Source organism: Desulfosediminicola sp., from assembly GCF_048381775.1.
Taxonomy (GTDB): Bacteria; Desulfobacterota; Desulfobulbia; order Desulfobulbales; family Desulfocapsaceae; genus Desulfopila; species Desulfopila ganghwensis.
The window spans coordinates 1-13,318 of the sequence record NZ_JBLXGE010000001.1 but is presented as its reverse complement, the minus strand read 5'-3'; the positions used below and the strand labels follow the sequence as shown (position 1 = coordinate 13,318).

General features: G+C 49.2%; 11 protein-coding genes. 5 read left to right on the top strand and 6 right to left on the bottom strand.

What is annotated here, in order from left to right; all coding sequences use genetic code 11:
• Positions 1-10: 10 nt before the first annotated feature.
• From ACN5NT_RS00055 to ACN5NT_RS00045, 3 genes are all read right to left on the bottom strand, one after another.
• Positions 11-1,468 carry an ATP-grasp domain-containing protein gene (locus tag ACN5NT_RS00055; RefSeq protein WP_136798628.1) on the bottom strand — a complete coding sequence of 486 codons (1,458 nt, stop codon included), beginning with the start codon at positions 1,466-1,468 and terminating at the stop codon, positions 11-13.
• Between the two features lie 136 nt (positions 1,469-1,604).
• Positions 1,605-2,333, bottom strand: coding sequence for a GntR family transcriptional regulator (locus ACN5NT_RS00050; protein WP_419174030.1), 729 nt, complete (start codon positions 2,331-2,333; stop codon positions 1,605-1,607).
• A gap of 346 nt (positions 2,334-2,679) precedes the next feature.
• Positions 2,680-4,332 (bottom strand): fatty acid--CoA ligase, encoded by a 1,653-nt coding sequence (locus tag ACN5NT_RS00045; RefSeq protein ID WP_419174029.1) that lies wholly within the window; start codon positions 4,330-4,332, stop codon positions 2,680-2,682.
• Between the two features lie 349 nt (positions 4,333-4,681).
• Here ACN5NT_RS00045 and ACN5NT_RS00040 point away from each other — a divergent pair, with 349 nt between their 5' ends.
• The 3 genes from ACN5NT_RS00040 to ACN5NT_RS00030 are packed head-to-tail and all read left to right on the top strand — an operon-like array spanning position 4,682 to position 8,990.
• Positions 4,682-5,659 carry an AAA family ATPase gene (locus tag ACN5NT_RS00040; protein ID WP_419174028.1) on the top strand — a complete coding sequence of 326 codons (978 nt, stop codon included), beginning with the start codon at positions 4,682-4,684 and terminating at the stop codon, positions 5,657-5,659.
• Positions 5,656-7,014 carry a DUF58 domain-containing protein gene (locus ACN5NT_RS00035; RefSeq protein WP_419174027.1) on the top strand — a complete coding sequence of 453 codons (1,359 nt, stop codon included), beginning with the start codon at positions 5,656-5,658 and terminating at the stop codon, positions 7,012-7,014. The genes ACN5NT_RS00040 and ACN5NT_RS00035 overlap by 4 nt, the downstream gene beginning before the upstream one ends.
• Entirely contained in the window at positions 7,011-8,990 is a 1,980-nt protein-coding gene (locus ACN5NT_RS00030) for a DUF4129 domain-containing transglutaminase family protein (protein ID WP_419174026.1), read from the top strand. The genes ACN5NT_RS00035 and ACN5NT_RS00030 overlap by 4 nt, the downstream gene beginning before the upstream one ends.
• 70 nt (positions 8,991-9,060) lie before the next feature.
• Here ACN5NT_RS00030 and ACN5NT_RS00025 read toward each other — a convergent pair whose 3' ends face one another.
• Both ACN5NT_RS00025 and ACN5NT_RS00020 read right to left on the bottom strand, forming a co-directional pair.
• Positions 9,061-9,495: a GNAT family N-acetyltransferase gene (locus ACN5NT_RS00025; protein ID WP_419174025.1), complete on the bottom strand. Its 435-nt coding sequence runs from the start codon at positions 9,493-9,495 to the stop codon at positions 9,061-9,063.
• A 17-nt stretch (positions 9,496-9,512) separates the two neighbouring features.
• Positions 9,513-10,145: a LysE family translocator gene (locus tag ACN5NT_RS00020; RefSeq protein WP_136798622.1), complete on the bottom strand. Its 633-nt coding sequence runs from the start codon at positions 10,143-10,145 to the stop codon at positions 9,513-9,515.
• Positions 10,146-11,162: 1,017 nt separating this feature from the next.
• Here ACN5NT_RS00020 and ACN5NT_RS00015 point away from each other — a divergent pair.
• Both ACN5NT_RS00015 and ACN5NT_RS00010 read left to right on the top strand, forming a co-directional pair.
• Complete coding sequence (locus tag ACN5NT_RS00015; protein ID WP_419174024.1) at positions 11,163-12,590, top strand: NAD-dependent succinate-semialdehyde dehydrogenase; 1,428 nt, start codon at positions 11,163-11,165, stop codon at positions 12,588-12,590.
• Positions 12,591-12,846: 256 nt separating this feature from the next.
• Entirely contained in the window at positions 12,847-13,056 is a 210-nt protein-coding gene (locus tag ACN5NT_RS00010; RefSeq protein WP_419174023.1) for a hypothetical protein, read from the top strand.
• Positions 13,057-13,130: 74 nt separating this feature from the next.
• On the opposite strand, the gene ACN5NT_RS00005 is transcribed toward ACN5NT_RS00010, so the two are convergent.
• Positions 13,131-13,318: hypothetical protein (locus ACN5NT_RS00005; protein ID WP_419174022.1), on the bottom strand; the 188-nt coding region annotated here is incomplete at its 5' end.

Sequence of the window (13,318 nt, the reverse complement as noted above, 5' to 3'; positions counted from 1 at the left end):
TTTATGCTCCTTATTGTGCGTCCTGAATTGTTTGCTGGATAAAGCCGACTCCCTGGCAGAGTCCTTCAGCGACATCTTCCTGGCAACGGGCGACTGAGACCACCCTGGCTAAAAAGGTTCCGGGTGACACAAGAAAGTTGGTGCCGATATGTTCGAGTATTACGAAATCCTTGAGCAGTTCTTTGCGGGCAATTTTTTTGAAGGTTTCCCGTTCGTAAGGGTTTTGCGGGATGTAGCCCTTGGTGTGTTGGGTTGAAGTGATTTTGTAGTTATAGGTGCCCCAGTGGATTCCACGGTGGTTGCCATTCATTTCGCGGGTGGTGGGCGGGAAGCGGTTTTCGGTGACGGCAAAGTACTCAAGCTCCGGCAACATTGGCGAGCCTTCCGGCAGCGACTGCTCCAGGGTGAAGCAGAATTCGAGAGTCGTGCCCTGTTTTCTGGCGTTAATTTCCAGAAAGTGGATCTGGCCTTCTCTGTCGATCAGGTAATCGCAGCCGAAAATCCCACGATATCCTGCCTTTCCCAGGACTTTACCCACTGCGATAGTAAGCTCCCGTAGCTCCTGTTTTTGCTCGTCAGTTGCTGCCGAGGGAAAGCTTGAACCCACAAACCTGTTACCGTCAATGATGGATTGATCTGCAATTCCTGCTATATAGACATCTTCTTCATTGGCTACAACGGCGAGAACGGTGGGGTCAAGATCGTGGGGCAGATAGCGGGTGACCACATATTCGCACTCTTCTTCGGTAAATTTTTCCATCACCTCTTGCTGGCAAAAAGTGATGGCGGAGTTGGCACCACCGGCTGAGTAGGCAGCGCTTACAAAGATTCCTGCCGGCCACTCCTGCCAAAGGGCGGCTGTAGTCTCAAGTAATTCCTGCCGGCTTGTACAGTTGAAACCTTCGATCAGCGGGACGACATCCTGCAGCATTTGCCGTTGGACAACTTTGTTGTTGTACATTTTGGCAATGTGTTTGTCGGGCCCGAGAATTGAAACACCCTCAATAGAGTCGAGATCCATTTCAACCAGACTTTCATAGAGGTTGACATAGAGCTGATTCTGGTTCTGAAGAATGGTTTCGATCAGCGCTTTGACAGAAGGAGAACTTGAGACTGCACCCATGAACGTTGAGGATTTTAACCGGCAGCTTTTACGTGGCGGGTTACCATTGCCGCTGAAGTTATGATTCTGGATCATATCTTCGTTGGCCACCGGGTTTATCACCATGATGTTCAGGTAGTTATATTGAATGCAGACGTCCGGGACGATAGCGATAAACTGAATGTTCTTTTTGTTCAACCGCCGTTCAAGACACTCGCGAACGAAATAGTTGAGGCTATAATTCTTCAGGTCACCGACATAGAGAAAGTAATATGTATCCGGATTGTAGTTGAAGTTGGAGAACAGAATGTCCGAGCCAGGGGCTTTAACTGTTGAACCGGATGAGTGGAGCGTTTGTAGAAACATGGCTGTTTTTCCTATCGTTATTTGTCAGTTTTAAAACATCAGCAGCATGCGTCGATTGAAGATTGTCTATTGTCGACAAATTTGTAGTTCAGTTACAATTAATGGTGTTCCTGTAGACAATCTATTAGCATATCAGTTATTTTTTGCGGATCTCAGGCTTGCGCAGTTCCGCGATTTTGGTACCTGTTTCGGTATAATGATCCCGGATGGTTTCTTCAATACGGTGGGGATCACCAGATTTCAGGCTTGTGACGATGCGAAGGTGGCGCTCGCCAATTTCTGTGGGCGTGTAGAGCTTACTCCAGAATTTATAGAAGAGGATATGGAGCTTCTGGCTCAAGCGCTCTGTGTAGTCAATGAGCTGGATATTCTTATTTTTGCTGATAAGGAGGCTGTGGAAGGTGTCGCCGACGTTAACCACCATTTTTCGATTATCCTTGAGAGCATATTTTTCCATGAGTTTGGTCATGCCTTCAAGCTCTTCTATCTCATCCTCAGAGAACTGCTTCCTGGTGATCATGATGGCGTAGCCTTCAAGGATTCCACGGGTAGTATAGGCGTCGATAATTTCCTTGGGCGAAAGGTGGGTTATGAAGTTGCCGACCTGGGGACGATATTCAATAATGCCGTTGGTTATGAGTTCTTTAAGCGCTTCCCGGATCGGTGCCCTGCTTATGCCCATTTCAGCGGCGAGCCAACTCTCTTTTATTTGATCACCAGGTGAGAGATCACCGTCGAGAACAAGGTCATAAATATATTCAGTTACTTGATCTTTGTATGTTCGCTTGAGAATGGGCATAGTTTTTTGGGAGAGTAAAAAAGATCTGGTCGATTGTCGACAATCCAGGCTATACCATGCACTCATTTATGATTGCAAGAAAAAAGAGATGAATTTAGAGAGGAGTACTTGTGCTCTTTGAAAATGCGGCGGATAGGTGCCGCTTGCAGGGGTACAGCTTGAACTCTTTGAGTGGAGGTCTACCCGCAACCAGTTGCAGTGATTGCCTGCTGTGACGTGGAGAGCGTTCCAAAGATCTAACGAAGCCTTGGATTTCAAGGCATACAGACCAAGCTGAGCGTTTATTGAATAATAAATTCATCTTGACATCGCTTACTGGCGATTGCAAGGGCGGTGGATAAAAAAAGCTGAACAGCCCAATCTTCATGACACCCGGCACAACAGGGATGCCATGAAGACTGAATGCTATCGCTTACTCGTTACGACCAAACTCTGTACGCATCATACGCTTGTTGAGTTTGCCAACACTGGTCTTTGGCAATTCTTCCACCACATGGATTGTATCGGGGACCGCATATTTGGGGATTACTCCTTCGGCGGCGGCTTCTTTCATAAACCCTTTCAGGCTTTCCTGGTCCGCCGCACCCGCCATCTCGGGCTTGAGTTTAACGATGAGTAATGGTCGCTCTCCCCATTTGGTATCAGGGATACCGATAGCAGCGGATTCAAGTACTGCAGGGTGTTTGCTGATGCAATTCTCAAGATCCAGGGATGATATCCACTCACCGCCTGTCTTGATGACATCCTTGATCCTGTCGGTAACCTGAAGGTAGCCGTGCTTGTCGATATGACCGACGTCACCGCTATGCATCCAGCCATTAACCCAGAGTTCCGAGGATTTTTCGGGAGCCTTGAAGTAATCGTTGGTAAGCCAGGGGGCACGAAAGACAACTTCTCCCACGGACATGCCATCGTGGGCTTGCGGAGTTCCCTCTACATCGACGACCTCAAATTCAACTAAGGGAATGGGTAGCCCGGTTTTGACTACGATATCAAGCATATCGTCATCATCCATTTGGTCGAGCATCATTGTCTTCGGTGTGGAAAGGCTGATAACCGGACACGTTTCAGACATACCGTAGCCAGTGTAGACAGTGATACCAAGCTCATTGGCAGCCTTTGCCTGGCCGGCAGACAGTTTTGAACCACCGATAATGACTTTCCAGTTTGAGAGATCAACCGTTTTGGCGGCGGGGCTGGTTACGATCATCTGCAGCACCGTCGGTACGCAATGTGATGCGCTGACACCCTCGGTGGCCAGAAGTTTCAACAGAACCTCCGGCTCGTACTTGCCAGGATAGACCTGTTTGGCTCCCAGCAGTGTTGCAACATATGGGATACCCCAGGCATGCACATGAAACATGGGGGTGAGCGGCATGTAGACGTCGTTTGAGCGAAATCGGCCTATGGTCTCGTAGCTTGAAAGGCCGATGGTGAGGGACAGGGTGTGCAGAACAAGCTGACGGTGCGTGAAATGAACGCCCTTGGGATCACCGGTAGTGCCGGTTGTATAAAAGGTCGTTGCCTTGGTGTTTTCGTCAAAATCCGGAAAGTTGTATTCAGGGGAAGCCTCACTGAGCAGCTCGTCGTAATCTCCGTAAATCTCAAGAGAACTCTCAGGGTATGAGGGGTTTTCGGCGATGACGATAATTTTTTCCACGTCAACGAGATGTTCTCTGATTTCGTTGATAAGGGGTAGGAAATCAGAATTGATGATAACCAGCTTGGCCTCGGCATGATTAATGGTATAGACCAGTTGCCTGGTTGAGAGCCGCCAATTTACCATCTGCATAACGCAGCCCATCATGGGGATAGCGAAAAAGCATTCCAGGAAACGATTACTGTCGTAATCGAAAACAGCAACAGTGTCTCCATGGGTCATGCCGGCTTGGGTGAGTGTTGAAGCGAGCCGTTTAATGCGATTTTCAAGATCGCGGTAGGTGTATCTGAGTTTGTCCCGGTAAACAATTTCCTGATCCGGGGCCTGGACAAGGGCGGTTTTGAGCAACTGCTTAATGAGTAAAGGGTACGCGTAACTTTCACCTGGCTGATAGTCCTGAACCATACTCGATCTCCTCGGGGATCTATTGTTGCATGATAAGTGTACTGCCTCCTGAACGTCGAAAATACCTCTTGGCTGAAATGCATGGGTTGTGTGATTGCGAACAGGCTCAAAGTACCAGATTAGACTTGAAGGAGCAATTGAATTTACGTTTACGTCAGCTGTGACGGTGTGGCCTGTGTACATCCGGCAACGGCCTTCGATGTGAAGGGAAACGTGATGTAGTAAAAAATGGTAATCGTAAATGAGCCAATTGGAGTTGTTGAATAGTAGGATCTGCTTTAATGTACCTGTAAATAAAGAGGATTCAGGGCTTTGAATATAAAGAAACACCCGATGAGGTTAAAGGTAGATGCTTGATAGTGAAGAGATTCAACCGGAGTCAACAATGGACTATGCCCGGGCGGCTGAAATCTACCAGGCTATTTCTCAAAACATACAGAGTATAGTCAGGGGCAAGGAACAGACGGTAAAATTATTGCTGGCCGCCTTTTTCTCCAGTGGTCATGTTCTGCTCGAAGATGTTCCTGGTACCGGAAAAACTACCCTGGCGAAAACCCTGGCCAAATCCGTGGCGACGATGTTCAGTCGCTTGCAGTTCACCCCCGACCTGCTACCCTCGGATATCGTTGGTGTCTCTTTGTATCGGCAGCATAGCGGGGAGTTTGAGTTTGTACGCGGCCCGGTCTTTACTAACATCCTGCTGGCGGACGAGATCAACAGGGCCAGTCCCCGAACGCAATCCGCGCTCCTTGAAGCGATGGAGGAGCGCCAGGTCACCGTTGAGGGTCGAAAGTACCCGCTTACCAGACTCTTTTTTGTTATAGCAACCCAAAACCCGGTTGAGTCACATGGTACCTATCCGTTGCCCGAGTCCCAGATGGACAGGTTTATGATCGAGCTCTCACCAGGGTATCTGGATCGCGACTCAGAGGCGATGGTGTTGAACGATCAGTTTTCTTCGCACCCTCTCGAGAGTGTGCGGCCGGTTGCCACCGAGCAGGATGTGGTGGAGATGGCCGCCGCCTTGAAATCAATACGCATCACTGAAGAGCTTCGTTATTATGTTGTCGATCTGGTGAGTGCCACCCGAAGCTCTGAAAATGTGGTTGTTGGTGCCAGTGTAAGGGCATCCATCGCCCTGTTGAGAATATCGCAGGCCCTGGCTCTCTTCGCCGGGCGTGAGTTTGTGGTACCGGGAGATATTATCGAGGCGGCACCATATGTCCTTGGCCATCGGCTTCAGCTCACCTCCCAGGCCCGATTTTCCGGCGTGACCAGAACGGCAGTGGTCAATACAATCCTCCAGAATGTTGCTATGCCAAAATGAGCCCGCGATTGTACAGGCTGTATTGCCGCTTGACCAAAATCAAGCGGAAAGTTTCACGGAAAGTAAGTCATACCGGTAGAGTGTTGATTGTTTTTGCCGCCCTCTGCGTCCTCTTTGGCCTGAACACACGGCAGACCATGATGTACCAGTTAGCTTCACTGTCTGTCATGTTGCTGTTACTGGCATTTCCGCTTGCATTGCGTTTTGATATCAGGCTGCGGGTTCGCAGGATACTTCCCGAAACTTGTACCGCAGGAGAAAAGCTTACCTACCTGCTCGATCTGCAAAACCAGGACTCAGCAACCTCCAATGGTCTCTTTTTCACAGAATTTTCCAGCACAGATTTCCCGACGTATCAGGAATTTTCAACGTTGCGGGAAGATGGCGAGACCCGGAGAAATTATTTTGACCGAAAGTTTGGCTACTATCGCTGGCTCTGGTTGCTGAAACAAAAGGCTGGTGCCAGATTCGTCACTTCATCTCTCCCACCACTGCAGCCGGATGAGCATACCCAGGCAGAGGTCTCATTCACTCCTCTCCGCAGAGGATATGTGCAACTTGGCGGCTACTCTATTTATCGGCTGGAGCCCCTGGGCCTGATGAAAAAAGAATTGTTTTTCAAAGATGGGGCGAAGCTCCTGGTGTTACCGAAGAGGTATTCCGTGCTTCAGACAGAGCAGAGTGGAATGCAGTCACAGCTCCTGGCCGGAACCGGTTCAGGGGGAAGGCATGGCTCCTCGGGAGAATTTGTCACGCTGAGGGAATACAATTCCGGCGATCCATTGAAACATATTGATTGGAAGGCAACAGCACGGACAGGTGAACCGGTTGTCCGCCAGTTTCAGGACGAACATTTCTCATTGAGCGGGTTGATGCTCGATATCTATCCGCTGCCGGAAGAACGGGCTCTGTTTGAAGAGGCCGTATCCGTGGCCGCTTCGATCATTACCGCCGAAAGCAGGGGGGCTTGCGGCGTGGGCCTGTTATGTGCCGGCACAACGTGTATATCTGCTGATTCATCAGGCCGGAGTGGTGGAAGTAGTCTGGGTGAAAAACAGAAAATGCTGGAGTTTCTTGCCTGTGTTCAGCCGGCAGAGTCAGTGCAGTTTTCAGAGATTGTCGACAATATAACCTATAATGCAGATTATCTCGGCAGCCTGATTGTCATCCTGGTAAGCCTTGATGAAAAGCGTCGGGATTTGCTCAATCGTTTAAGAGCATTGGGAAGACCTTGTGAGGTGGTTCTCGTTACGGCTGATCCTGACAAGAGCAGGGATGTCATAGAGGAGCATGCGCTGCATCCTGTTCGCTTGTTTGATATACGCGAAAAATCGAAAGTGGTTGACCTGACATGAAGGTACCCTCACCTCTCATAGCGGCCACTGCTCTTTTCTGGGCGGTGGAGAGCAATAACCTGCTGATTGGTTTCTTGCTTGCCGCACTGATTGCCGGGTCGTCTGTCATGCCGCGGCGTCTGCATTTTTCTGATAACGATTTTATACGTATTTCAGATCTTACTTCTGTAATTTTTCTGCTTACAGCGGCACTTATCCTGCTTAATGTGGATAAGGTTCTGTTTTTGAAAACACTTGTTATATGGCAGCCCCTGATTCTTGCACCTGTTCTTCTTGCCCAGTTGTATACCGGCAGGCAGCAGATAGTCATAGGCACAGGGCTCGGGGGCGGTAAAAAGAAGGGTTACAAGCATGAGCCGCTGGATTTCAGGCATTTTTACCTCGGTGGTTGCCTGTTTGCAGCGGCAATGGCCAATAGTCGGGGGATCTATTTCTATCCTTTTGCCGGTGCACTCAGTTTCTGGTTATTGCTGGTGAATCGTAGCCGGGCATTTTCTGTGGTGAGTTTTAGCGCGATTTTTGTCTGTGCGCTCTCGCTCGGTTATCTGGGCATGAAAGGCGCGGAAGATCTGCATCATTACCTGCGGCAAAAAGCACGAATGTATATGCAGGACTATTTCGCCGCCAAGTTTACCGACCCGTACCAATCTCACCTGAGTTATGGAAATATCGGGAGGCTCAAAGGCTCCAGCAAAATTGTGATGTGGGTGGATTCTCCGGATATTAAACTTAAACTGCTGAAACAGGCCACATATGAAACGTATGGCAAGCAGGCATGGCACAGCAGCAACCAGTTTGAGCACCTGATGCCACGCGGCATTTTCTGGCACCTGATGGCAGCCCCTTATGACTCGGGCAAACTTGCCACCATTGAGTTTTATCTACCGAAAGAGAAAGGGTTATTGCCCTATCCTTATGGTAGCTACAAAATGCGGGCGCCTGACATCTATGAGGCGGAGCAGAAGCGGGATGGCACGACCCGTATTCTTGATGCGCCTCCTCTGGTAACCTATGGAATTTTCTACGATCAGAAGATTAGCAGAAAGTCGGATGAGATGTTGCAAAAGCATCTTCTTGTGTCAGGGGAGCAAAAAGAGCTGCTGGAATCAATCGCTTCTGAGTTTGCCCTGGAGGGGGCCTCGGTGAGTGATCGTCTGGAGCAGGTGCGCACTTTTCTGGCAACAGGTTTTACGTATTCGCTCGATGTGGAGCGGCAGAGCTGGCAAACATTTGCTAAAGATCCGCTTGAGACCTTTTTGCTGAAGACAAAATCGGGGCATTGTGAATTGTACGCTACTGCCGCGACACTTCTGCTGCGACAGCTTGGTGTTCCAAGCCGTTATGTGACAGGTTTTGCCATCAGCGAGAAAGAACGGTTCGGAGAACGTTATGTGGTTCGAGAGCGCCACGCCCACGCATGGAGTGAGGCCCTCGTCGGCAACAGGTGGGTCGTGGTCGACACTACACCTGCCGACTGGCTCGGCTTAGAGCTTGAAAACCGCTCCAGTTTCGAGTGGCTGGGAGATCTCTGGGCTCTCTTAAAACTCAAATATGACCAGTTCAGGATACACAGCGAGTTCGATTATCGATATACACTCTCGGCTATAATCGTCTTTCTCTCACTGATCTTGATTTACCGGATTTACAGACGGATCAATGTGCGTAAAGTCAGTCAGGGTGCAGTCATCGTGCGCAAGGAGTTCCCGTCTCAGCCGACACCGTTGGCAAAAATTGAGCAGACACTGGCCAAGTCAGGCCTGCCCAGAAAAAGTGGCGAACCTTTTTTAAGTTGGGCACGCCGGATAGATGCAATCGGTAATGACGAACTCTCTGGCTTACGCGAGATATTCCGGTTGCATTTGAAGATGCGCTTCGATCCGGGTGGAGTCAATGCAGCCGAGTTGGCTCAATTCGAGGATCTCGTTGAACGTTGGCTTGTTCATTATCAACAGAAGGTTGGTTCAGAGCTTACTTAACCAGAATGTTGGTAAAGAATAAAATATTCAGCTCACTGGTTGAGGCTGATAAAGGTGTGTCCGGCTGTTGTTATTGGTCTGCGAATTTCTTTTTGAGAAAATATCTGCACTGGCCCTCTGGATAATCTTCTATTTTACCGAAGATCTTATAGCCGATACCGGTATAGAAATCTGGTGCCTGAAAGCTGAAGGTATCCAGATGAACGCCGGTGCAGCCTTTTTGCCGGGCAATCTTCTCGGCTTTTTCAATGAGTTGTCTACCGAACCCTTTGTTTCGAAGCCCGGAGGAGAGCCAGATGATCTCTATATGCATCCATTCCCAGGCTATACGGCCGACAAGTCCCCCGCATATTTCCCCCTGCTGCTTGATCGTGAGCAGGACTGGCATGATTTCTGAGTCATCACAGAACGTGCTGTTGAAGCCGATGAGTTGAGAGCGCAGACTGTTTGCGATTCGGGCCTGCTGGTATTTATCAAGATGGCAACAATCAATGATTTTCGGCATAATTATACCATGTTCCGCTAATCATTTTTCAGGGTGGCAAGGGCTAACCCTGAGGCGATGAAGAGTGAGCCGAATGCTTTTCCCCAGGTTCTGCCGTTCAGTAAAGCCAGAGCTTTACGGCCGATAGAATTGGAAAGATGCGCATAACAGAGAAGGCAGCTAAAGGAACATGACATGAGCGATGACACCAGAACCAGGAATTGTGATGCCAGAGGCTCTGCCGGGTTAATGAATTGTGGGAAAAGTGCGGAGGTGAAGGCGATCGCTTTCGGATTGGTCAGAGCCACAAGCACGCCTTGGGTGTACAGACGAAAGTTATTTTTTTCCAGACGCGCAGCAGACGTTGGGGTACTGGGGGCAAGGGTGATTCCCTTCTGCCAGTATTTTATTCCGAGATAGATCAGATAGAGAGCGCCAAAGGTTTTGACCAGGGTGAAGCCAAGGTTGGAATAAAGAATTATGGTGCTCAGCCCAATCACTGAACAGAGAGACATCATAAACAAGCCACTGATATTGCCAAGGATTGTCAGGATAGCACGGTTTGGGCCATACTGTAAGGCATTGGCTGTTACTACCAGAGTGGCAGAACCCGGGCTAAGTGTAGCAACAAGGGTAATAGACAGAAACAACAGCCAACTTTCAATGGTCATGGTGGATTATCCTTTAAAATTTTCATGGTAAGCCAAATCAGCTTATAGAAATTGGCTGCTTTTGCAAAGCTCTTTTGAGCTGGTGTTGAATGGTTGAAGCCCATGGTTGGCTCGAGGTGATGACGCAATCGTTTCCGGCAACGGCATGGGTCTGTAAAAGTATCTGCAGAACTTGGCTCTTCATCGGCTAGGTCTGGTCTGACCTTTTGAAATCGCGGCGATACGATTTCTGATATCCTTCAACGTTCAGTTCGAATTTCCCGGTGATGCAATCCGAACTGAAAATTTCAAGATCCCAGTGACCTATCATGCAGGTAATAGCGGGAGGGTGGTTATGGCTACGTTTCGTGTACTCTTGTCACCGCTTCGTGCACGGAATTCATATAGCCTGCAGCCTGCGCCCCTCTTCTTAGCCCCAAGATGAAAAATGAGTTTTGCCAGTAATGTTTTTTTTTCACCACCAAGATACGGGGAAAACAGTGCAAGATTAGGGCGTACCCCATACGCGGAGGTAAAACCATCATCCTCTGCTCATTGAGGATGGGGTGCGCCATACGAATAAAGAGCCCTCCGTCGTGGAGGCTGCGGTGAATGAACAATTCATCGCAGCTCCAAACCAGAACTTGAAGAGTATGGCGATGAGTACTGCCAGAAAATATGAGAACCTTTTATTGAGAGCAGAAATAAGAGCGTATTGCGCACTTGTTATTGTCATATGAAATCTAAAGACCAGATCAAGACTGTTAATAGGTCAAATCGTCCTTTGGAAGTATCAAATGACAAACGTACTAAAAATCTACGCCTAACTCAAACAAGTATTAGCGGCATGTAGGTAGTGCAAAGAATATGTTGGACGAGGAAGGGAGTGGATACTGTTTGAGAACAATTCCTGAAAAGAGTGCGAGGCAGCTTGACATTAGGTCCATCATTACAAAGGGTATCTCCTGAAAACGATTGTAATAGTTATGCAGGGGAATGAACCCGAATATCCAGAATGAGTGAGGTTCGCAAAATAGAATGAAAAAATACAATGTATATTTAAATGGTGAATGGCTGGAGGGCGAGCAACAAATCCAGGTATTGAACCCGGCAACCGGTGAAGTTTTTGCTGAAGTGGCAAGTGTGGGACGTGATGCTGCTAAAAAGGCAATAGATGACGCACATGAAGCCTTTGATCAGTGGAAACGTCTGACAGCTAAGGTGCGGGGCAACTATCTGAAGGCAATTGCTTCTGCACTCGAAAGTCGTGCCGATGAGATGGCGGAAATCATCACAATGGAGAATGGTAAGCCGCTCACCCAGGCCAAGGGTGAGGTTGCAATGACTGTGGATCATCTGCTGTGGTTTGCAGAAGAAGGCCGCAGGGCTTACGGCAGGGTCGTTCCACAGCAGATGGATGGCAAACGGCATATGGTGATCAAGCAGCCGGTCGGCGTGGTTGGGGCAATTGCTCCCTGGAACTTCCCACTGGTCCTGGCGATAAGGAAAGTGGCACCGGCGCTTGTGGCTGGTTGCCCCGTGCTGTTAAAGCCAGCAAGTGCCACGCCTCTCTCGGCATGTTTATTCGCAGAATGTGTTGAGGAGGCTGGTGTGCCAAAAGGCGTTTTTCAGGTAGTCGTGGGGAATGCTTCGGAAATCGGCAATGAAATGCTTGAAAATCCACTCTGTAGAAAAATAAGTTTTACCGGTTCAACAGAGGTTGGCCGCAAGCTTATTGCCGGTGCAGCGCGTACATGCACTGAGTTATCTCTGGAACTTGGAGGTAATGCACCCCTGATCGTTTTTGAGGATGCGGACTTCGAGCAGGCCCTGGAAGGTATCATGATAGCCAAATTCAGAAATAACGGGCAGTCATGTATCGCCGCCAACCGTATCTATATCCAGCGGCCGGTTTTTGAAAAATACAAGGATGCGCTGGTGGAGCGTATTAGCAGTCTCAAAGTCGGAGAGGGGCTTGAAGACGCAGTTGAAATCGGCCCTTTGGTTGATGAACAAGCTCTGTCGCAGGTGTTGGAAATGATCGATGAGGCGGTGCGCGGCGGAGCGATTGTCCTTGCGGGTGGCAAGAGACTAGGCGACCAAGGTGCCTTTCTCGCCCCGACATTGTTGATCGATGTACCGGATGGGGCCTTATGTCGTCAGGAGGAGATCTTTGCCCCTGCAGCTGTTCTTTATCCCTTTGATAACGAGGAAGAGGTGATTCGTGCAGCGAACGACACGGAGTTTGGTCTTGCGGCGTATGTCTTTACCACTGATCTCAATCGTGCATTCAGAGTAAGTGAAGCTTTAGAGGCTGGCACTGTGGGCGTGAATGATCCGGCACCTTCTACCAGCAACTGCCCTTTTGGTGGTTTCAAGCAGAGTGGCTGGGGCAGGGAGCTTGGCAGTGAAGGTATTGAGGCATACCAGGAGACCAAGCATATATCCCTGGGTGGAGTGTTCTAGCGGCAGACATGAATTTAGCATGTGCAGGGAATTGAAAACCATGACTACCAATATACGGTGATGATTTCCTGGATTCTAATTACAAGTATGGCATAAACAAAAAGCCCCGATCAGAAATAATCTGATCGGGGCTTTTTGTATAAAGAATCGGCGGCGACCTACTCTCCCACACAGTCTCCCATGCAGTACCATCGGCGATAGATAAGCGACCGCAGGGAGACTTCGAGAGCTGATCCTGAGAAGGTCACGGGTTGGGATGGTGCTGCTGGTAAGGAGACGTGAGCCCGGTAATATGGCTATATACCGGGCTCGCAAGCGACGCAGCGAGCGGCGCCATCTCGACTCGACCGAAGGGGTGAACTTTTCAGGAAACTTCCGTGTTCGTGATGGGAACGGGTGGAGCCTCTTCGCTATGACTGTAGAAAAACATTTTGGCCGTGAACAGATAGGGGGAGGGGAGAAGTGAGAAGTGTTTAAGAACGCTTTACGTTTTACCTCTGGCTTCTGACTTCTACCCTCAGACCAGTGCTCAATCGCAATTTACACAACAAAAAGCCCCGACCAGAAATAATCTGATCGGGGCTTTTGTATAAAGAATCGGCGGCGACCTACTCTCCCACACAGTCTCCCATGCAGTACCATCGGCGCTGAAGAGCTGATCCTGAGAAGGTCACGGGTTGGGATGGTGCTGCTGGTAAGGAGACGTGAGCCCGGTAATATGGCTATAT

Excerpts from the sequence above, each read along its gene's own strand:
- ACN5NT_RS00055 (WP_136798628.1), bottom strand. The coding sequence starts at position 1,468 with ATGTTTCTACAAACGCTCCACTCATCCGGTTCAACAGTTAAAGCCCCT.
- ACN5NT_RS00050 (WP_419174030.1), bottom strand. The coding sequence starts at position 2,333 with ATGAGTGCATGGTATAGCCTGGATTGTCGACAATCGACCAGATCTTTT.
- ACN5NT_RS00045 (WP_419174029.1), bottom strand. The coding sequence starts at position 4,332 with ATGGTTCAGGACTATCAGCCAGGTGAAAGTTACGCGTACCCTTTACTC.
- ACN5NT_RS00040 (WP_419174028.1), top strand. The coding sequence starts at position 4,682 with ATGCTTGATAGTGAAGAGATTCAACCGGAGTCAACAATGGACTATGCC.
- ACN5NT_RS00035 (WP_419174027.1), top strand. The coding sequence starts at position 5,656 with ATGAGCCCGCGATTGTACAGGCTGTATTGCCGCTTGACCAAAATCAAG.
- ACN5NT_RS00030 (WP_419174026.1), top strand. The coding sequence starts at position 7,011 with ATGAAGGTACCCTCACCTCTCATAGCGGCCACTGCTCTTTTCTGGGCG.
- ACN5NT_RS00025 (WP_419174025.1), bottom strand. The coding sequence starts at position 9,495 with ATGCCGAAAATCATTGATTGTTGCCATCTTGATAAATACCAGCAGGCC.
- ACN5NT_RS00020 (WP_136798622.1), bottom strand. The coding sequence starts at position 10,145 with ATGACCATTGAAAGTTGGCTGTTGTTTCTGTCTATTACCCTTGTTGCT.
- ACN5NT_RS00015 (WP_419174024.1), top strand. The coding sequence starts at position 11,163 with ATGAAAAAATACAATGTATATTTAAATGGTGAATGGCTGGAGGGCGAG.
- ACN5NT_RS00010 (WP_419174023.1), top strand. The coding sequence starts at position 12,847 with ATGGTGCTGCTGGTAAGGAGACGTGAGCCCGGTAATATGGCTATATAC.